Raw genomic sequence first — 19,263 nt, forward strand, 5'->3', positions numbered from 1 at the left:
TCACCTCTCTTTTTCCCTTTTGGGAGAACAAAAAGCGATAAACCCTAGGGCGCAGCCCTAAACTAAACAACAAACTTAATCGTTAATTCCAAGACGATCACTAAACATGATTTCAAACTGCTGTCTACATTCTAACCAACCTGGGATAGCGTTAGTCCATGTGTCTGTTACCCCAACAGTCGCCAAGTAAACTATCTTTCTAAGAGCATTGTCGGTTGGATAAGCCGTCTTTGTTTTTGTGACTTTTCGCAGCTGTCTATGGAATGCTTCGATGGTGTTAGTTGTATAGATTAACTTTCTGATTTCAACCGGATAGGCAAAGAAGGCCGTTAGTTCTAGCCAATTATTCTCCCAAGACTTAACAACCGATGGAAACTTTTTATCCCACTTTTCTTTGAACTCAGTAAAAGCCATTTCAGCCTGTTCCAGCGTAAATGCCTTATAGACTTTTTTTAAATCATCCATAACCTCTTTACGATGTTTGGTAGGGACATACTTTAAATTATTGCGTAGTTGATGTATCACACACAATTGAATATCAGTCTTTGGGAACGTAGATGTTATGGCGTCTGAGAAGCCGGAAAGCCCGTCTTTACAGGCAATTAGGATGTCTTGAACTCCTCGGCTTTTCAATTCCTGGCAAACGTTTAGCCAGAAACTAGCACTTTCATTTTCACCAATCCAAATGCCAAGAATATCTTTAACACCATCGGTGTTGATGCCTAATACCGTATAGGCAGCTTTATTGATAATCCGATTTTCATGCTTAACTTTGAAGTGAATCGCATCAAGAAACACGATTGGATACACAGGGTCTAATAAACGGGACTGCCACTCATAAACGAGCGGTAATATTTTATCAGTCACCTTACTAACCAAAGAAGGTGAAACACTAATACCGTAGATATCTTTCATGTGATCCTCAATATCGCGGGTAGACATTCCTTTTGAGTAAAGTGAAATAATTTGATCCTCTAAGCCGTTAATAGAGGTCTCGTACTTTTTAATTATTTGAGGTTCATATTCACCTTTTCTGTCCCTAGGAATCTTTATTTCTGTTTCGCCCAACTTAGACTTGATAGTCTTCTTACTGTATCCGTTTCTACTATTTCCTGAGTTGTTTCCTTTCACATTGTGTTTTGAGTAACCGAGGTGGTCTTCAATCTCAGCCTCGAATACCTGTTGGAGTGTTTCTCTAAATAAGTCTCGAATCATAACTTGAATGTCATCCACTGTTTCACATTGACTGGCTAATTCTCTTATGGTCATATCACCAAAGTTTTGCATAAACGATCATCTCCTTAATTGGAAAGTATAACCATTTACACAAAAATATAGACGTTCTCTTCCAATACTACATCCCTTTATTAAATTGATTTTTGTACTGACCGGGTGTGAAGTAGGCAAATTTCTTAAAGCCTCTTATAAAATGAGCTTGGTCGTAATAGCCATAATCATAAATAAGGTCCAATAAATCTGTATCATCTTCAAATAAAAGATTGTGTAAGCAATTTTGAAATTTGACGATTTGACAGAATTGCTTTGGAGAAAAGCCAATGTATTCCTCAAATTTCCCACGAATATATCGATCGGAATAACCGATCTTCCTTGATAATTCACTGATATTTAATAAACCGCTTGTAGCCGCGATATTTTTTACGGCAGAAATAATGATTTGTGAGTCATTGTTCGTGATGGGCTCTAACCGTGATAAAAATGCACTAAACTTCTTGATTCTTTCATTAAAAGAAGGAGTAGTACAAATCATTTCAATCCATGAAGGATCGAATGTCATCACATCTGTAAGTGGAATTTGGCGGTCCAGCATTTCCTTCATTGGGTAATTAAGCTTTATTAGGCTCTGTTCAGGATAGAAGCGAATCCCAAAATAAATACAATTCTTATGAAAATTAGGTTGCAACCGCCGCTGCAATGGACTTGTCCAAAGGATAGCATCTGGCTGCTTGTCGTCACAGCGGAACAAAATATCAAAGCACCCATCAGGTATTAATGAGAGAGAGTGGATGGAGTGTTCCGTCGTTTTAAATTGATAAAATAAAGCTATTTGGTTGTCATATTTAGAGCCAATTGGCTTCATTTCCTGATAAAGGGCTGTATTCAGTTCGATTTCTGGCTGTGCAGGAAAATAGACTTTCTCACTATACATATTCATTGTTAATCCTCCTGACAAACTTATGTCACATTTATTCATCCATTATTAGATAAATTGGGAAATGTATCCACAAGGTTGTTAGATAACCTGACATTAATTTTCAGAATAAGGGAATTTTCAGAAAAATAGTTCCGATTTTTACAATCCAACCACCTCAAAACTAATTAACTTTAATGATAAGTCAAAAATATGGGAGGAATTTCAATGGGTCTATTTAGGAGAAAGTTTGCTTTACTTGGAATCTTATTTTTTATTTTCTTCATTTCAATCCCTGTAAGTGCCTTGGCAGCTGGAGAAAAGCCAGTAATCGATACCGGTGATACAACGTGGATGCTCGTGTCGACAGCGGTCGTGTTATTTATGCATGTTCCTGGTCTGGCATTGTTTTATGGGGGATTGGTAAGTGAACGAAATGTAATTTCAACGATGATGCACAGCTTTGTCAGCTTGCTAATCGTAACCATTGTTTGGGTCTTATGGGGCTATACGCTTGCATTTGGAACTGACACAGCCGGATTAATTGGTTCTTTCGAATTTCTTGGCCTAAAAGGGATTGGAACGGGAACAACCTTAGGGTTTACGATTCCTGATCTGCTCTTTGTTATTTTCCAAGGAGCGTTTGCTGCGATTACAGTGGCAATCATTTCAGGGGGAATTGCTGGTCGGATTTCCTTTACTGCCTGGACCTGGTTTACTGTTTTATGGGTTACTCTCGTGTACGCACCTATGGCTCACTGGGTTTGGGGTGGTGGTTGGCTGTTCGAGATGGGAGAGCTTGATTTTGCAGGTGGAACGGTCGTTCATATTCTCTCAGGTGTCAGTGCGCTTGTCGCCGCGATTGTGATTGGGCCACGCGATGAAAAGCTGAAAAATGGTCATGCACCACATAATATCGTATTTTTTCTAATTGGGGCTGCAACGCTCTGGTTTGGCTGGTATGGCTTTAATGGTGGAAGCGCGCTTGGATCAGGTGGTCTTGCTGCCCTTTCGTTTGCCACAACAACAGTAGCAGCGGCGACTGGAGGCTTTGGCTGGCTGATGATTGAATGGTTTATTCGCAAACGGCCAACTCTTGTTGGCGCAGCGACCGGTGCAATTGGCGGTTTAGTGGCGATCACACCAGCAACTGGATTTGTAACCATTCCATCTGCACTTTTGATTGGCCTTCTCTCTGCACCAATTTGCTATTTTGGTATAAATTTTGTTAAGGTTCGCTTTAAATATGATGATACATTGGATGCGTTTGGTGTCCATGGGATTGGCGGAATTTGGGGCGCGATTGCGACTGGAATTTTTGCCACTAAAAGTGTAAATGAAGCAGGAAATAACGGACTGCTGTATGGAAATCCAGAACAACTCCTTCACCAATTTGTTGGAGTAGGAGCAGCGATTTTGCTGGCAACAGTCGGCACCTTTGTCATCCTGAAGGTCATCGGGCTGTTTACCCCGCTGCGTGTTAGTAAGGAAGAGGAGCTATTGGGCTTAGATTTAAGCTTCCACGAAGAATTTGCTTATAATTCTACGACTCCCACTGCTGCTTCCATATCATCCATCAATGCAAAACAGGATGCACTTTAGTAGGAATCAAGAGTAAGAAACATAGGCAGGCTTCTACTTCCAAGTAGAAGCCTGTTCTTTATTATTGGGCTGATATAAAGGACGTTGTTGATTTTAGGCACCCTATTGATTAGAGCACCTGGAGCGTATATCAACAGACAAGTTTAATAAAGCCTTTCAAATAAGAAAAAACTTTGTCGATGATTTTTTTTTGTATTTTTGACAAAATCCTTTAAAATAGAATACGGACATATACATAGCCAATATGTAATAAATGATAAGGAGATTGAATATGGATAAAGTATTTATTTTCGGCCATAAAAACCCAGATACAGACACAATTTGTTCTGCAATCGCTTATGCAGATCTGAAATCAAAATTAGGTGTAGAAGTGGAGCCAATCCGTTTAGGTTCTGTAAACGGTGAAACACAATATGCGTTAGATCAATTTGGAGTGGAAGCACCACGCCTAGTGGAGCAAGTCTCTGCAGAGGTTAAACATGTTATTCTTGTTGACCACAATGAGCGCCAGCAAAGTGCGAACGACATCGATCAAGTAAAAGTACTTGAAGTTATTGATCATCATCGTATTGCTAATTTTGAGACTTCAGATCCTTTATACTACCGTTGTGAGCCAGTTGGTTGTACAGCAACAATCCTTAATAAAATGTACAAAGAAAATGGAGTGGCAATCGAGAAAAATATCGCTGGTTTAATGTTGTCAGCTATTATTTCTGATTCATTGCTATTCAAATCTCCAACATGCACGGAGCAGGATGTTGCGGCTGCAAAAGAACTAGCTGAAATTGCTGGTGTAGATGCAGACAGCTATGGTCTAGCTATGTTAAAAGCTGGAGCGGACCTAAGCCAAAAAACAATCGCTGAGTTAATCACGTTAGATGCGAAAGAATTCCAAATGGGCAATGCTAAAGTAGAAGTAGCTCAAGTTAATGCGGTTGACACGAACGATGTTATGAGCCGTCAAGCTGAGCTAGAAGATGCTCTTAACGGTGTGATAGCTGAGAAAAATCTTGATTTATTCTTGTTTGTTGTAACGGATATATTAACAAATGATTCAGTTGCTGTTGCATTAGGTCGCGAAACAAGTGTTGTTGAAGAAGCATTCAACGTAACATTAGCAAATAATAGTGCGGTATTAAAAGGCGTTGTTTCTCGTAAAAAGCAAATCGTTCCACCACTTACAGATGCATTTGTAAAAAAAGCTTAATCTAGTGAAGTAAAGTGCCCGATCTTCCATGTCAATGGAGGAACGGGTTTTTTCATGTTCCCGCCTAAATCTCAAAGCGTGCATATACAGAATTAAACGTGCATAAATTTTTAAAGTTGAATCATAAATTTCAAAAGTCGTGCATATATCTGAAAAGTTGTATCATAAAATTTTGAACATATATCATATCCACAATTAAACGAGCATATCTGCAAGTTTATGTGCATAAAACGAATCGAAATTTCCCTTTTCTTTAAAAAAATGAGTGATTATACCCCGAAATAAGTATTTTTATTAAAAAAATCATCAATTCCTTTTCAAAATCCTTAATTTCTTCTCAAACCTATCAATTTTCAATCCGACTTGACCTGCAAGAGGATATTTGTTCAAATTAATGATGAATATATCGTGCAAGGAAAGAGGAAATAAAGTGGAGCATAAATTATATTATAAAGATCCATATATAAGGTCATTTTCCGCAAATGTGATAAAACAAGTACAAGGATCCTCAGGCCAGTGCTACATCATCCTTGATCAAACCGCCTTTTACCCAACCGGGGTGGCCAGCCACATGACACGGGAACTATTAATGATGAAAAAGTAATAAACGTGGAAGAAATTGATGGGGAAATACGACACTATCTTGAAGCACCGCTACCAAATCGACAAACGGAGGTCCTCGGCGTTATTGATTGGCAGAGACGCTTCGACCACATGCAGCAGCATGCAGGGCAGCATATTTTGTCTGCAGCTTTCGAAGAATTATTTGATTTCCCTACAATCAGCTTTCATTTAGGTTCTGAAATGCTGACGATAGATCTTGAAACGGAGGAGCTTACGGAAGAGCAGGCCCAACGAGTAGAGGAACGAGCGAATCAAATTATTCTTGAAAACCGTCCAATTGAACCAAGATGGGTTTCACCTCAAGAGGTTGCCCAGTATCCACTTAGAAAGCAGCTATCCGTAACAGACGATATTCGTCTCGTTATCATTCCAGATTACGATTATAACGGCTGTGGCGGAACACATCCGAATTCAACAGGTCAAGTTGCCGCAATTAAAATCCTTGATTGGGAGCGTCAGAAAAAGAAAATTCGTGTCTCGTTTGTTTGTGGTAGCCGGGTTCTTATGCAGCTTGGTCAAAAGCAAAAAGTCCTAAAGCAATTAAGTCCATTATTGAATGCACCAGAACCGGAAATGGTAGCAGCCACTCAAAAGTTACTAGAGACAGCTAAAGAAAAGGACAAGGCGCTCGAAGAAGCTCGTGAGTCCTTATTGCATTACGAAGCACAAGATCTGATTCAAGCTAATGGGAAAACTAACATTATCACTGCCGTTTTCCAAAATCGTTCCATTCAGGAACTGCAAAAATTAGCACGTACTCTCGTAGCGAAAGCCTCGGACACAGTAACGATTCTCATCTCGGAAAATGGTTCGAAAATTCAGCTTGTATGTGCGCGCGGAGAAGCCGCTAAAGGAAGTATGAAACAAATCACGGCAGAATTATTACCTTTACTAAACGGAAAAGGTGGCGGCAATGATGCCTTTGCGCAAGGTGGAGGAGAAGCAACAATGACAGGGGAAGAACTACAAAAAAGGGCCCTTGAAATGTTTGTGTAATCAAAAAAAACAGGGAGGCAATCGAAAATCTTTGCCTCCCTGTTTTTATAGATTTTAATCTCCATTTAACATGTTAAATAGCCCTTTGGCAATGCTGCCCTCGTCTTTTGAGCCTCCTCCAGCAGGAGCCGCTGCAAATACTCGGCTGGCAAGGCGGCTAAATGGCAGAGACTGAATCCAAACCGTACCAGGTCCTCTTAGTGTTGCAAAAAATAAACCTTCGCCGCCAAACATTGCGGTTTTAATACCACTGACAAATTCAATATCATAATGTACATCACTTGTTAGTGCCACCAGACAGCCTGTGTCCACTTTGAGCATGTCGCCAGCTGCTAGTTCTTTTTTATGTATCGTGCCACCTGCGTGAACAAAGGCTAAACCATCGCCTTCAAGCTTTTGCATAATAAAGCCCTCGCCGCCAAAGAATCCTACACCGATTTTCTTTTGAAATTCAACGCCGACTGATACCCCTTTTGCTGCTGCTAAAAAAGCATCCTTCTGACAAATGATTTTGCCATTATGCTCGCTTAAGTCCATGGGAATGATGCTTCCAGGGTATGGTGAAGCAAATGAAACATGTTTTTTTCCTGTCCCTTTGTTGGTAAACGCCGTCATAAATAAGCTTTCACCTGTTACAAGGCGTTTTCCTGCACTGAAAAGCTTACCCATGATTCCACTGCCGCTATCACGACCAGAACCATCGCCAAAAATGGTTTCCATTTGAATGTCGCCATCCATCATCATAAAGCTACCGGCTTCTGCAATAACGGTTTCTTCAGGGTCTAATTCTACTTCGACGAACTGCATGTCATCTCCATAAATCTTGTAATCAATTTCATGGTTATTCATTTTTATCCCTCCAGCCTTTTTGGTTACTGTTTCTATACGTAATAGAATATGTTTTATACCTAGCTATTATTATAAAGGATTTATGCTAGTATCGCTTATGATTTACCGGCAACAGTTGAATAAATGGTGAAAAAATCCATAAAAAAACTACTTTCTCTGAAATGAGAAAGCAGTTTGATTTTATTAATAACTCATTTAAACATTTTGCCTTGTAAAGCCTTCTTCTACTAAATAGTGTTCTGCTTCTTCGTATGTAGCAAAAGTTTCGTCGAGGTTTAGTCCTGCATAGATATTCCACATTCCGTCTTCATCAACTAGAATAAGGGTGTGGTTTTCGGTATCAACCCAGCGTTCCTCGAACGCATCTCCGATAATTGCTTCTTGTGCGACAGTCCTTGGTGCTAAGGCCTCGATCGCCTGCCCAATAATTGTACGAAGTTCATGCTTGGAAAAGTCTCGAATGTTGACCATTCCCTTTTGGTCAGTAGAATAACCGCTTAGTGGCTCAGCATATACAAATCCATTTCCATTAGGATGGAGATGATAAACAATATTTTTCTTATCCGTCACACTTTCTTCATATTGGAAATTGATGCGACCAAGAGATACATTTTTCCGTGTTAGCTCAGGAAAAGATTCAATGATCGCTAATTTTTCTTCAAAAGTTAACATATTGCCTCCACAAAATCTATATTTTAGCCTTCATTATAGCATTGTCTATTACAAGCACCAACTGTGCAGTGTGTCTGTCATTCTCTCACAATTTACAAAAGCTCTTTAACATCATACGGTTCGATATGAACAAGAACATAGGTGTTCCTGTGTTCGACTAGCATTTTCTTTTCAATGTCCTCGGTAATTTTATGACTCTCCACAACGGTTAGGTGCGGATTAACAAGGATGGTTGTGTCGACATACACTTTATTGCCGTGCTCGCGGGCCTTAATATCCTTTACATCGAGAACTCCTTCAGTTCTTTCAACGGTTTTCTTGATTAATGCCAAACGGTTTTGATCAAATCCATCTGTAAGTAAAGTAGAGGATTCTCGGAAAATCGAGAAAGCTGTTTTAATGATGATGATTCCTACAATAACGGCCGTAAAGCTATCGAGCCAAGGGGCGCCTAATTTGGCACCAATAATACCGATAAATGCCCCAATACTGACTAGTGCATCTGATTTACTATCCTGAGCAGCTGCCATTAGGGAGGAGCTATTTAATTTTTTTGCTAAATTCCGATTGTAAAAGAAAACTATGAATAACACTAATGCACCAAAAAGTGCTGTCCATGATGTGAGCATATCTGGCTGAGAGTAGTTTGAAGACAGGAATGAACGCCCTGCATTCATTATGATCTGCACACCGACGGCGGTCATGACAATGGCTGCAATTAATGAGGCAACAGATTCTGCACGATAGTGCCCGTATAAATGGTTTTCGTCTGCTGGTTTTCTTGAAATTCTTAATCCGATAAGGACCGCAATCGAAACAACGACATCTGTTGTGTTGTTTAAACCATCTGCACGTAAAGCCTCTGAATTTCCAATATAGCCAACACCAAGCTTAAGTATTGATAATAAAATATACACTATGATACTGAGCCAGGCACCTGATTCCGCCTTTTTTATTTCTTCCGATCTTTCCATCTTTTGACACCCCAATTTGTACTATTCGTTTTAAGAGTAACAAACAAATCTCGTGTGGGTCTAGAGAAAAAGAGTAGGTGTAATGCATGTTAATTGACCTTGATATAAAATTTTGCCATAGACCAAAATTAATAAGCTAAAATCTCCACGCAAATTCAATTGAAGGTGTGTGATAATGGAAATATGCAATAAACATGTGATGAAAAATGTGTTTGGTGCTTGAGGTTATGTTACTTTCATAAATATTAGTATCGTCATTTTTATCATTTTCATAAATAAAATTGAGGGATTGTACATGAATATTAACGCCTATATCAGGTTAATTGAACAAGAGCTACTGCCAAATGTCACATTAAAAGCTGACAATTTGTTTGACCCAATTGAAGTAATTAACACATCTGACTGTTGGAGAATGCTTGGAAGTGGCAATTATGCTGCCGTGTTTTATCACAAAGCAAAACCCGAATGGGTCGTAAAGATATATGGAAGAAGCCAGCATGAGTTAAAAAAAGAAATTGAAGTTTATAAAAAAATTGGTGGGAAGCACGAGGCATTCTCGAACCTCTATGCCTTTGGAGAAAATTATTTGGTGTTAAAAAGGATCAGAGGAATCACGCTTTTTAATGCGGTGGTAAAAGGAAAGCAGATTCCGGAATCAGTGATGAAGGATATTGACGATGCCCTTCATTATGCGACCACAGTTGGATTAAATCCGTATGATGTTCATGGCAAAAATGTAGTGATGAATGGGAAAAAAGGATATGTAGTTGATATTTCTGATTTTTATAAGGAAGGATATTGCAGTAAATGGCCTGATCTAAAGAAGGCTTATAAAAAAATTTACAAACCGTTATTGTATCGCTTGCATCCACCGATTCCGTTGTTCATTATGAATATGGTAAGAAAAGGGTATCGTAAATATAAAAAAGTCAAAAGCCTATGTTCAAAAAAATTTCTAGAAAGCGAAAACTAATAAATGGCTTATTTACATTATTTCGGTATAATTTTAATGTATTCTTATTAGCTTCAATTAGTTATAAAACATTCTAGAAAGGTGTTTGTGAAATGAAGAAAAAAATATTACTATCTTCAGTCTTTCTAATTATTATTACTGGATTACTTTTTGTGAAGTTGAATACTTATTGGTTGGATAACAAAGAAAATGCAATTGCTGTGAACAGAGTCTATGATAAACAGAAGGACGATTCTGATAAACGAAACATTAGTGATGATAGTGAAAATATTTTTATTGGAGAGGTCATTAAACAGGTGGGCCATGAAGCTTATCAAGGAAAACCGAGCACACAGTTTTCCGTTCGAATCACTCAAAATGTCAAGGGTGGGTTTCTGGATGACATTATCGTCAATCAACAGGCTGGATACTACAAAGAAAAGGGTAAGCTTTATTTATCAAAATATGAGGGAGATGCTCTACTAAAGCCTGGAAGCATGTACTTGTTTGCAACATCACCAGATCGCAAAAATGGTTGGCAGCAAATCATCCCGAAATTCGGTAATACACTTATTCATAATGAACAACAAAAATATAAACTAATAGATGAATACAAAAGTGCCATGAATAAAGAATAAACCACTAATGCATAAAAACTATGGCACTCTTTTGGTTACTTAAAAGGAGGAAAATACTTGATTAGGTTTGGTGTAGTTGGTACGAATTGGATAACGGAAAGCTTTATTAGTGCAGCAAAGGAACATCCAGATTTTCAATTATCAGCAGTCTATTCAAGAGCTGAGGAAACAGCTCAAGCATTTGCAAAAAAGTTTGGAGTCAAAAACATTTTCACAGATCTTAGTGAAATGGCAAACAGTTCCGATATTGATGCCGTTTATATTGCGAGTCCTAATTCGTTTCATGCGAGACAGTCTATCGTTTTCTTAGAACATGGCAAGCATGTGCTTTGTGAAAAACCGATTGCCTCAAATAAAACCGAACTTGAAGCAATGGTCGCAGCAGCAAAGAAACATAATGTGTTATTAATGGAAGCACTAAAATCAACGACCGTACCAAATTTTCGCGTCGCAAGTGAAAACATACATAAGATAGGAAAGGTAAGAAGCTATTTTGCTAGCTATTGTCAATATTCCTCAAGGTATGATGCCTACAAAGCAGGCAATATTTTAAATGCATTCAAACCGGAATTTTCTAATGGAGCCATTATGGATATTGGAATCTACTGTATTTATCCATTAGTCGTATTATTCGGGGCGCCTGAAAGTATCCAAGCTACTGGCCTTCGCCTTGAGTCCGGAGTAGATGGGAAAGGGAGTATCATCTTAAAATATAAAGAGATGGATGCGGTTGTTATGTTTTCAAAAATAAGCAATTCTACCCTTCCGGCCGAAATTCAGGGGGAAGAAGGCAATATCATTCTTGATAAAATTAATATACCTGGAGACAGTGGAAATTCACTATCGTAACGGTGAAAAAGAAGATTTATCAGTTGCCGATGAGCATCAGCCTATGTACTATGAGGCGAAGGAGTTTATTGAGTTAATTAAAGATGGTCAAAACCAGTCGAAGATTAATTCTCTTCCAAATTCCTTAATCGTGATGGATATCCTAGATGAAGCTCGTAAGCAAATGGGCATCGAGTTTCCCGCAGATCATTCACCTGTAACTAAGCTTTAATAGATGAAAAAAGACTGTCAGTGTCACTGACAGTCCTTTTTTCTATTTGTTATTAAGCTTGTTTAACTGGTTCTTTTGCCATTTCGCGAGCTGCAGCTGCTGCTTTTTCTTTAGCCTCTGCCATGATTTCTGGAATTTGTTTAGGGAAGTGATCTAGACCTTCTGCAAACACAGTTTCTTTGACGTCCATTCCTAAGAAGCCAAGTGCAGCTTTTAAGAAGCGATCGCCAAATTCAAGTGGCTCCATGCGACCGTGTGAATAAATGCCACCACGAGTTTGAATATGGATAGCTTTTTTATCTGTTAAAAGACCTAATGCACCTTCTTTTGTATAGGTGAAAGTCTTGCCAGCAACAAATAAATTATCTAAAAATGCTTTTAAAATAGCAGGAGATCCAAGGTTCCAAATTGGGGAAACAAACACATAGTAATCAAAACTAATGAACTCGTCGGCTAATGCCCACATTCTTGTAATTTGTGAACGTTCATTCTCCGATAAATCTTCCATCTTATAGCCCATAAAAGAAAGCTTTGCACGAGCGTATAATAAATCTTCATCCATTAAAGGCATATCTAAGTTATATAAATCCCAATTAACGATTTCAACGTCCGGTTGTTCTTCACGGAAGGCTTCTAAAAAAACTTCACCAATTTGACGTCCTTTTGAGCGTTCAATATCTTTTTTTGGATTAACAGTAACATAAAGTAGTTTAGCCATTATGAGCAACCCATCCTTAAGTAAAAGTATAGTGTCCTTTCTTCTATAATAAAGAAAAAAACTATGTGTGTAATTGAACAAGTGGTGAAGTTCATGACTATTATGTGTCTTTCGCTTTATCCTTATGAGGCTGACAGAGCCAAGTTTTTAAAAATAAATACATTTTAGTGAAAAGTCATAAAGATGCAAAATCTTACTCGTCGAAGTGGGAAAAGAAGGAATTATAATATATTAAAAAAAGAGGAAGAGAGAGGAGGTGTAAAATATGAAACCCTCTTTAACAGAAGGAAAGTTTTTATTTTATATTTTATTTTCAGTACTGCTGCTGGTCACAACCTATTTTTTCCACACGCAATTATCTGCTCTGTACAATCCAATTAATTTTGTCAGCATCCACCTAATTTTGGAGTTCTTTGCCATTGCTATTTCATCATCCATTTTCTTATATGGCTGGAAAAAATTCGGTCAAATTCGATCTAGTAAAATGCTCGTTCTGGCCCTAGTTTATTTCATTATAGCCATGATTGATTTGATGCACACGATTTCCTATAAAGGAATGCCATTTTTCATTACAGACAGCTCAGCCAATAATGCGACATGGTTTTGGGTCATTGCCAGGACATTTGAAGCAGCATCTTTGTTACTCATTTTGATTCTTCCTGATCGGAAGCTCAGCTACGACCCAAGGAATCTATTATTGACTGCTAGTATTAGTATTGTTACGCTAATTGGATTTATCGTGTATCAATATGAAATGAGCTTGCCGTTATTGGTTGTAGAAGGAAAAGGAACAACATATTTAAAAAACTCGATTGAATATTTCGTTTGTTTCCTACATATTATGTCAATCGTTTTTGCACTGTTTTTCTACAACGAAAGGAAAAAACAAGAATATCTATATTTTGCGCTTGCCTTTACTGTTTTATTTTTATCAGAGTTGATTTTCACTATCTATAAAAGTGTATATGATATTTATAATTTTTCAGGGCATTTATTTAAGGTGGTGGGCTACTTTTACATTTTAAAAGGTTTCCACTATTCAATTGAGAAAGAAAGCTTTTTTGAAAGTCATTTTCAAAAGAATGAGTTACAATTATCAGATTTGTTGCATGAGTTTCAGGGAATCTTTTTTACCTTTAAAAAAGAAGGGAAGCAATTTATTCACAATACCTGTGATGGAGACTTATTGGAGGAATTAGGAATATTGCCAACTAGTGTGGTGGGAAAAACAACCTCCGAGCTTTTTCCTAAAAAAGCTACCTTGATTGAGGAATACTATCAAAGGTGCTGGGACACAGGCACAAATGTCACATTTAAAGCCGTTGTACAAAACAAACAACTTCTCTTTAGGTTAAAACCACTATTCAACGAGAATGAAGTAGTTGAGGTACTTGGCACAGTGATTGATATTACCAATATTGATGAATCTGCTCATCAGCTCCATCGATATTCATCAATCCATTTTTAATAGATTAACAAAACGGCTGACGAGAGATCGTTAGCCGTTTTTTGGGTATTATTCGTCACTTTTGTCATTCTGGCTCTTATTTCGCTTGTTCCCTTTGCTATTATCTCCGCTTGTAATTTCCTTTGCGAACTCTGTTTGTCCTCTTCTAGGCGAGTTTTGGTTACTTGAGCCTTTATTCACTTTCTTCGTCATTTTTCTAGCTCCTTTATGAAAAGAATTCAAGGATAGTATGCAATGTAAGCTAGAAAATTATGTATTGAAAGTTAGCCTAGAACCCCACTTAATGTCCATTCGCTGAGGAAGCTGGCTGTTTTTTCATTTGGCAAGGAAATAACTTCTTCGGTTGTGCTGGCTTGTTCGATTTTCCCGTCGATCATAATCATTAAATTAGATGTAAGAAACTTGATCTCTAGCATATCGTGACTAATAAAAACAGTCGTCGTTTTCGTGGTTTCGAGGATTGATTTCAAATCCTTTAACAGCTTAACTTTTGTTGGAAAGTCTAGGGCTGAGAATGGTTCATCCAAAAATAACACCTCTGGCTCTAAGACGAAGGCTCTTGCTAAATTGACTCGCTGGGCCTCACCGCCTGATAGGCTTTTCGCATTTTTATTCGCCAAATGAGCAATATGAAATTTTTCTAACCAGTAATGGACTTTCTCTGCAATTGTATTTTTACTTAACTTTCGTAGCTTTAGCCCGAGTGCGACATTTTGAAACACGGTTGTATTAAGTAGCAAGGACTGTTGAAGGGCAATCGCAAATTTTCGGCGCTGTTCGAGCGAAAATGATTTCACCGTTACCTCAGCTCCATGATAAAAAATAGAGCCAGTGTTAGGCTCCTCTAATAAGGCCATTACCTTCACTAATGTACTTTTACCAGCTCCATTTGGACCCATAATTCCAACAACTTCGCCCTGATTTAGGTGAACATCAGGAATTTGCAGGATCGTTTGTCCGCCTCTTGCATAGGTAATATTTTGGAGGTGTAAGATAGGTTTCATACATTTCGCGTCCTTTGCTGGAGAAAAGTTAATAAGAAAGTGATCAAAAACGCTATCGTAATTAAGATAAATGAGAGGGCAAGGGCAACATCAAAATTTCCTTTCGAAACCTCCATTACAATTGAGGTGGTGAGGATCCGTGTTTCACCCTGCAGGTTCCCACCAACCATCATCGCTGCACCTACTTCTGCTAAAATCCGACCAAGCCCCGCCATAATCGCGGCCATGATTGCGATTTTCGTTTCTTTTAACAGAATCCATACTGTTTGTACTTTTGTTGCTCCTAAAGCTTTAATTTGCAACAGCAGCTTTTGATCGATTTGTTGAAAGGCTGTGCAGGTTAATCCTGTAATGATAGGGAGAGAGACCAGGATTTGTGCCATCACGATTGCTGTTGGTGAATAGAGCAACGATAAATCCCCTAGCGGACCTGAACGCCATAGGAAAATCGTTATCCATAAACCGGCAACCACTGGAGGTAGCCCCATACCAATATTGATTAGCACTAAAAGGAATCTTTTCCCAGGAAATCGGGTTAGCCCTAGCAATGTACCGACGGGTATGCCAATGAGCATGCTGATGAAAATTGCTGTAAAGGACACCCTTAATGTCAATAAGGTGATAGCGAATATTTCGCTATCACCTGATAAAACCATTTCAACTGCTTTTTTTAAGCCTTCAAATAATAAATTCATCTGCCCGCTCGCATCCTTCAGTTGGAAAATTTTGCTGTTCAGCGGGAAAACGGATTATTCTGTGTAAGAGAAGAATAGTGGCTCTCCGTATTCTTTCACGCCAAATTCACTAATGATTTTTTGTGTTGAATCTTTCACCATAAACTCAACGAAAGCTTCTGCACTCTCACTATTTACTTTATCATGTTTTTCAGGGTTTACCTGCATCACATGATAAATATTTTGTAAATCTTTTCCGCCTTCAACTAAAATGCTTACTTCACCTAAGTTTTTCTGTTGGGCTAAGAAAGTCGCACGGTCTGTTAATACATAACCGCCTTTTTCAGCAGCGATTTGGAGGGTTGGTCCCATCCCTTGACCTGCGGAAACATAAGAAGAAAGGGTTTTAGGATCTAAACTAGCCGCAGTCCAAATTTCCAGTTCCTTTTTATGTGTGCCAGAATCGTCGCCACGAGAAACGAAAATTGATTTTGAATCAAAAATCTTTTTGAATGCTTCTAAAGTATCTAAGCCTTTTACACCAGCAGGGTCTTTTTTTGGACCTACGATGATAAAATCATTATACATTACGCGTTTGTAATTAATGGCGTCGCCAGCATCAACAATCACTTGCTCGGACTTTGGAGCGTGTGTAAGAAGCGCATCTGCTTCACCTTTTGTTCCCATTTCAAGGGCTTGTCCTGTACCGACCGCAATGATCTTAACATTAACATTTGCCTCTTTTTCAAATTTAGGGATTATTACATCCAGAAGGCCGCTATCCTGCGTACTTGTTGTAGTGGCAAGAATCATATCCTTTGGTGCTTCAGCTTTTTCTTCAGTCTTTTTCTTATCATTGCTTGTTTCTGTTTTCGTGTCGTTTTGAGCACATCCAAACAATAAGAACATCATTAAAAATACGACACTTAATAACGAAAACTTTTTCATTTTCATGTTGAAATATCCCCCACTAATGTTTTTGATAAATTATTTTACCTAATTCACTAAAGTCATAGCCTTCCATGTCTCGCGTGCTCGATGCAAAATCTGGTGATTGGATTAAGGAGATTAACGCATCAAGAGCACTTTTGTTTTCGTCAGTCCAACGAAATACGAGATCGAATTGCTCATTTGTAACCGGGATGAAGTCGAGATTGAGCTGACTTGCAGCCGAGCGAATCCCAAAAGCAACATCTCCTGCACCACGACTGACAGCTGAAGCGGTTGATAAATGAGTCCATTCTTCATTGTCATAGCCTATAATAGAGGCAGGTGCGATATTATGTACTGATAAATAATGGTCAAAGATAAATCGTGTGCCAGAGCCCTTTTGTCGATTAATAAACGAGACATCTTTCCGTACAAGATCCTCAAATGATTGAATTTGCTTTGGATTCCCATTTTTTACAATAAATCCTTGTTCTCTAGCACCCAATCTCAACACTGTAATAGGCTCGTGAACAAAAAGCTGTTTGATAAATGGAATATTGTATGTTTGTGACGCTGGATCAAGCAAGTGAATCGCTGCAACATCAGAAGCGCCATGGTAGAGTGTCATGAGTCCTTCCAAACTACCGATAAATGATGGCTGTAATGAAATCGAATGCATTTCCTTTTGGACCATTTTAAGCAAGTGTTCAATAACAAAATCATGACTGCCTGTAATTTTAATAGTATACATTTGTATAGAATTGGGAGGGGTATTGCTCATTTTTTCTTGCTTTGGCGCTGCCATCATACTTCCTTTATAGCGGTCAACCTCTGACTGTTCAATTCGCATCTTGTTTCCTACTTTAAAGGCTCGCAATTCACCTCTCTTTATCAGCTCATAAACGGTATGCTTCGATATTTTAAATATCGTAGCGATTTCATCTGGCGTATACATTTGGTCATTCATTCTGGACCCTCCTAGCAACTCCATATTAATAGTATAATTGAAGTTTTAATTAGTTTCTATGATTTTTATCATGTATCGTTAAGTTTTGTTAAGTTTTGTTAAGTTCCATCGATTTTGGTTGAATTAGTCTGTTGATTTCCGCTGCAGGTGCTCAGCGACCCAGCGGGGAGTCCGGGAGCCTGTCTAGCTGCAGCGGCTAGGGGCTCGGGGTCATAAGCCAATCCGTCAAGAAGGTCAAAGAACGACCTTCATGCCGGCTCGTCTTATGCCTGTCGCCCCTGGGCAAGCCGCTTCCGCTTTTCGTTCTCCTCGGCGCCCTAGCGCCTGTGGGGTCTCCCGAGACACCTTCTCCCGCAGGAGTCTCGCACCTTCCGCTCCAATCAACAAATGTTCAAAAATCAACCATGTTCTTTCATTGGTAAATTAATTAAATATGAAACCAAAGTACTATTTTCTACGTCTTATTCATGATATCCTATTTTTTCCGAGTTGTGATTTTGGATTAATAAAAATATAATGAAAGAATGGACTTTCGTCAGTGGCTAATAGTATAACTCACTGATAGAAGAGATTCACTTTATTAGAGTAGGGGATTTAACATGGCTACTAATCAAAAAAATACACCTCGACTAGACTACGGTTTAGTTTTAATATTATTTTTATTATTTTTATCCAGTTGTTTGGCAATCTATAGTGCCCAAGGACAATACGAAGGAAATTTCTTATTTAAACAAATCTTTTGGTATGCAGTTGGTACTGGTATTATTGCTAGTGTCATTACATTGGATTCGGATCAGTTAAAAAAAATATCATGGTATGTTTATGGCCTCGGGTTAGTCGTACAAGGTTTTTTAATTGTGGCCCCAACAAGTATTGCGCCTGTCATCAATGGTTCGAAAAACTGGTACAAGTTGCCTTTTGGTTTAGGAACAATTCAGCCTTCAGAGTTTGTTAAAGTTTTTCTTATTTTGACATTAGCGAGAGTGATCATTGAACATCATCAGAATAATCAAGTGAAAACGATCAAAACCGATTTCTGGCTGCTTGTAAAAATTGGACTAGTCACGTTTGCGCCATTGATTTTAGTTATAAAGGAAGACCTTGGAACTTCACTTGTATTTATCGCCATTATGCTTGGTATGATTTTTATTTCAGGGATAAACTGGAGGCTGTTATTGCCGATTTTTAGTACCCGGTATATTGCTCGTTTCTTCCATCTTCTATTTAGTGATTGCGAAACCAGAGTTACTAGAAAAAGCGCTTGGTGTTGAGCAATATCAATTTAATCGAATTTATTCGTGGTTGGACCCATATAACTTCCAAGATTCAACCGGTGACCAATTGACGCAATCGCTGCTTGCAATTGGATCTGGTGAGACGGTCGGAAAAGGTTTTGGTAAAGGGGAAGTCTATTTACCAGAAGGGCAAACGGATTTTATCTTTAGTATTGTTGGTGAACAATTTGGGTTTGTAGGGGCGAGTGTCGTTGTCAGCTTGTTCTTTCTGCTCATTTATCATATTACGAGAATCGGTATGGAGACGAAGAATGATTTTTATACGTTTATTTGTGTGGGTGTGATTAGTATGATTACCTTCCACGTTTTTCAAAATGTTGGGATGACCATCGGGGTCCTTCCAATTACCGGTATTCCTTTGCCGTTTGTCAGTTATGGTGGTAGCTCGCTTATGGGGAATATGCTTGCGATCGGGTTGATTTTTTCGATACGGTACCATCACAAAAAATATATGTTTTCAACCTCAGATTAAAAAGAGTGGGAG

The 19,263-nt window shown here is 38.5% G+C and carries 16 protein-coding genes and 3 pseudogenes; 8 read left to right on the forward strand and 11 right to left on the reverse strand.

What is annotated here, in order from left to right; all coding sequences use genetic code 11:
• Nucleotides 1-75: 75 nt before the first annotated feature.
• Together RGF10_RS04115 and RGF10_RS04120 are read right to left on the reverse strand one after the other, a co-directional pair.
• Nucleotides 76-1,287: an IS256 family transposase gene (locus RGF10_RS04115; RefSeq protein ID WP_318503453.1), complete on the reverse strand. Its 1,212-nt coding sequence runs from the start codon at nt 1,285-1,287 to the stop codon at nt 76-78.
• A 67-nt stretch (nt 1,288-1,354) separates the two neighbouring features.
• Nucleotides 1,355-2,173 carry a helix-turn-helix domain-containing protein gene (locus tag RGF10_RS04120; RefSeq protein WP_318507553.1) on the reverse strand — a complete coding sequence of 273 codons (819 nt, stop codon included), beginning with the start codon at nt 2,171-2,173 and terminating at the stop codon, nt 1,355-1,357.
• Between the two features lie 306 nt (nt 2,174-2,479).
• Here RGF10_RS04120 and RGF10_RS04125 point away from each other — a divergent pair, with 306 nt between their 5' ends.
• From RGF10_RS04125 to RGF10_RS04135, 3 genes and pseudogenes are all read left to right on the forward strand, one after another.
• Nucleotides 2,480-3,751, forward strand: coding sequence for an ammonium transporter (locus tag RGF10_RS04125; RefSeq protein WP_318509326.1), 1,272 nt, complete (start codon nt 2,480-2,482; stop codon nt 3,749-3,751).
• A 271-nt stretch (nt 3,752-4,022) separates the two neighbouring features.
• The gene (locus RGF10_RS04130; protein ID WP_318507555.1) at nt 4,023-4,958 is read left to right on the forward strand and encodes a manganese-dependent inorganic pyrophosphatase; all 936 of its coding nucleotides are present in this window, start codon (nt 4,023-4,025) and stop codon (nt 4,956-4,958) included.
• A 397-nt stretch (nt 4,959-5,355) separates the two neighbouring features.
• Nucleotides 5,356-6,578, forward strand: a pseudogene (locus tag RGF10_RS04135) (alanyl-tRNA editing protein).
• 54 nt (nt 6,579-6,632) lie between these two features.
• Here RGF10_RS04135 and RGF10_RS04140 read toward each other — a convergent pair.
• The 3 genes from RGF10_RS04140 to RGF10_RS04150 form a co-directional block, all read right to left on the reverse strand.
• Nucleotides 6,633-7,427, reverse strand: coding sequence for a TIGR00266 family protein (locus tag RGF10_RS04140; RefSeq protein WP_318507556.1), 795 nt, complete (start codon nt 7,425-7,427; stop codon nt 6,633-6,635).
• A 195-nt stretch (nt 7,428-7,622) separates the two neighbouring features.
• Complete coding sequence (locus RGF10_RS04145; protein ID WP_318507557.1) at nt 7,623-8,099, reverse strand: hypothetical protein; 477 nt, start codon at nt 8,097-8,099, stop codon at nt 7,623-7,625.
• A gap of 92 nt (nt 8,100-8,191) precedes the next feature.
• Nucleotides 8,192-9,073 (reverse strand): cation diffusion facilitator family transporter, encoded by an 882-nt coding sequence (locus tag RGF10_RS04150; protein WP_318507558.1) that lies wholly within the window; start codon nt 9,071-9,073, stop codon nt 8,192-8,194.
• 295 nt (nt 9,074-9,368) lie between these two features.
• Between RGF10_RS04150 and RGF10_RS04155 the strand changes: the two genes are divergently transcribed.
• The 3 genes and pseudogenes from RGF10_RS04155 (at nt 9,369) to RGF10_RS04165 (ending at nt 11,723) form a co-directional block, all read left to right on the forward strand.
• Complete coding sequence (locus RGF10_RS04155; protein WP_318507559.1) at nt 9,369-10,046, forward strand: protein kinase family protein; 678 nt, start codon at nt 9,369-9,371, stop codon at nt 10,044-10,046.
• Nucleotides 10,047-10,138: 92 nt separating this feature from the next.
• Nucleotides 10,139-10,663 carry a hypothetical protein gene (locus RGF10_RS04160; RefSeq protein WP_318507561.1) on the forward strand — a complete coding sequence of 175 codons (525 nt, stop codon included), beginning with the start codon at nt 10,139-10,141 and terminating at the stop codon, nt 10,661-10,663.
• A gap of 57 nt (nt 10,664-10,720) precedes the next feature.
• Nucleotides 10,721-11,723 (forward strand): annotated as a pseudogene (locus RGF10_RS04165) (Gfo/Idh/MocA family protein).
• A gap of 52 nt (nt 11,724-11,775) precedes the next feature.
• On the opposite strand, the gene RGF10_RS04170 reads toward RGF10_RS04165, so the two are convergent.
• The gene (locus RGF10_RS04170; RefSeq protein WP_318507563.1) at nt 11,776-12,441 is read right to left on the reverse strand and encodes an FMN-dependent NADH-azoreductase; all 666 of its coding nucleotides are present in this window, start codon (nt 12,439-12,441) and stop codon (nt 11,776-11,778) included.
• 265 nt (nt 12,442-12,706) lie between these two features.
• Between RGF10_RS04170 and RGF10_RS04175 the strand changes: the two genes are divergently transcribed.
• Nucleotides 12,707-13,909, forward strand: a complete 1,203-nt coding sequence (locus RGF10_RS04175) for an MASE3 domain-containing protein (protein WP_318507565.1) — start codon at nt 12,707-12,709, stop codon at nt 13,907-13,909.
• 48 nt (nt 13,910-13,957) lie between these two features.
• Here RGF10_RS04175 and RGF10_RS04180 read toward each other — a convergent pair whose 3' ends face one another.
• The 5 genes from RGF10_RS04180 to RGF10_RS04200 all read right to left on the reverse strand — a co-directional run bounded on the left by RGF10_RS04180 (nt 13,958) and on the right by RGF10_RS04200 (nt 17,484).
• Nucleotides 13,958-14,101 carry a hypothetical protein gene (locus RGF10_RS04180; RefSeq protein WP_318507568.1) on the reverse strand — a complete coding sequence of 48 codons (144 nt, stop codon included), beginning with the start codon at nt 14,099-14,101 and terminating at the stop codon, nt 13,958-13,960.
• A 71-nt stretch (nt 14,102-14,172) separates the two neighbouring features.
• Nucleotides 14,173-14,913 carry an ABC transporter ATP-binding protein gene (locus tag RGF10_RS04185; protein WP_318507569.1) on the reverse strand — a complete coding sequence of 247 codons (741 nt, stop codon included), beginning with the start codon at nt 14,911-14,913 and terminating at the stop codon, nt 14,173-14,175.
• Complete coding sequence (locus RGF10_RS04190) at nt 14,910-15,608, reverse strand: ABC transporter permease (RefSeq protein WP_318507571.1); 699 nt, start codon at nt 15,606-15,608, stop codon at nt 14,910-14,912. The genes RGF10_RS04185 and RGF10_RS04190 overlap by 4 nt, the downstream gene beginning before the upstream one ends.
• A 54-nt stretch (nt 15,609-15,662) precedes the next feature.
• Complete coding sequence (locus tag RGF10_RS04195; protein ID WP_318507573.1) at nt 15,663-16,541, reverse strand: ABC transporter substrate-binding protein; 879 nt, start codon at nt 16,539-16,541, stop codon at nt 15,663-15,665.
• Between the two features lie 16 nt (nt 16,542-16,557).
• Nucleotides 16,558-17,484 carry a substrate-binding domain-containing protein gene (locus RGF10_RS04200; RefSeq protein WP_318507575.1) on the reverse strand — a complete coding sequence of 309 codons (927 nt, stop codon included), beginning with the start codon at nt 17,482-17,484 and terminating at the stop codon, nt 16,558-16,560.
• Nucleotides 17,485-18,083: 599 nt separating this feature from the next.
• Between RGF10_RS04200 and RGF10_RS04205 the strand changes: the two are divergent.
• Nucleotides 18,084-19,251 (forward strand): annotated as a pseudogene (locus tag RGF10_RS04205) (FtsW/RodA/SpoVE family cell cycle protein).
• The last annotated feature ends 12 nt before the right edge of the window (nt 19,252-19,263 follow it).

The organism is Bacillus sp. T3 (assembly GCF_033449965.1).
Taxonomy (GTDB): Bacteria; Bacillota; Bacilli; order Bacillales; family Cytobacillaceae; genus Bacillus_BU.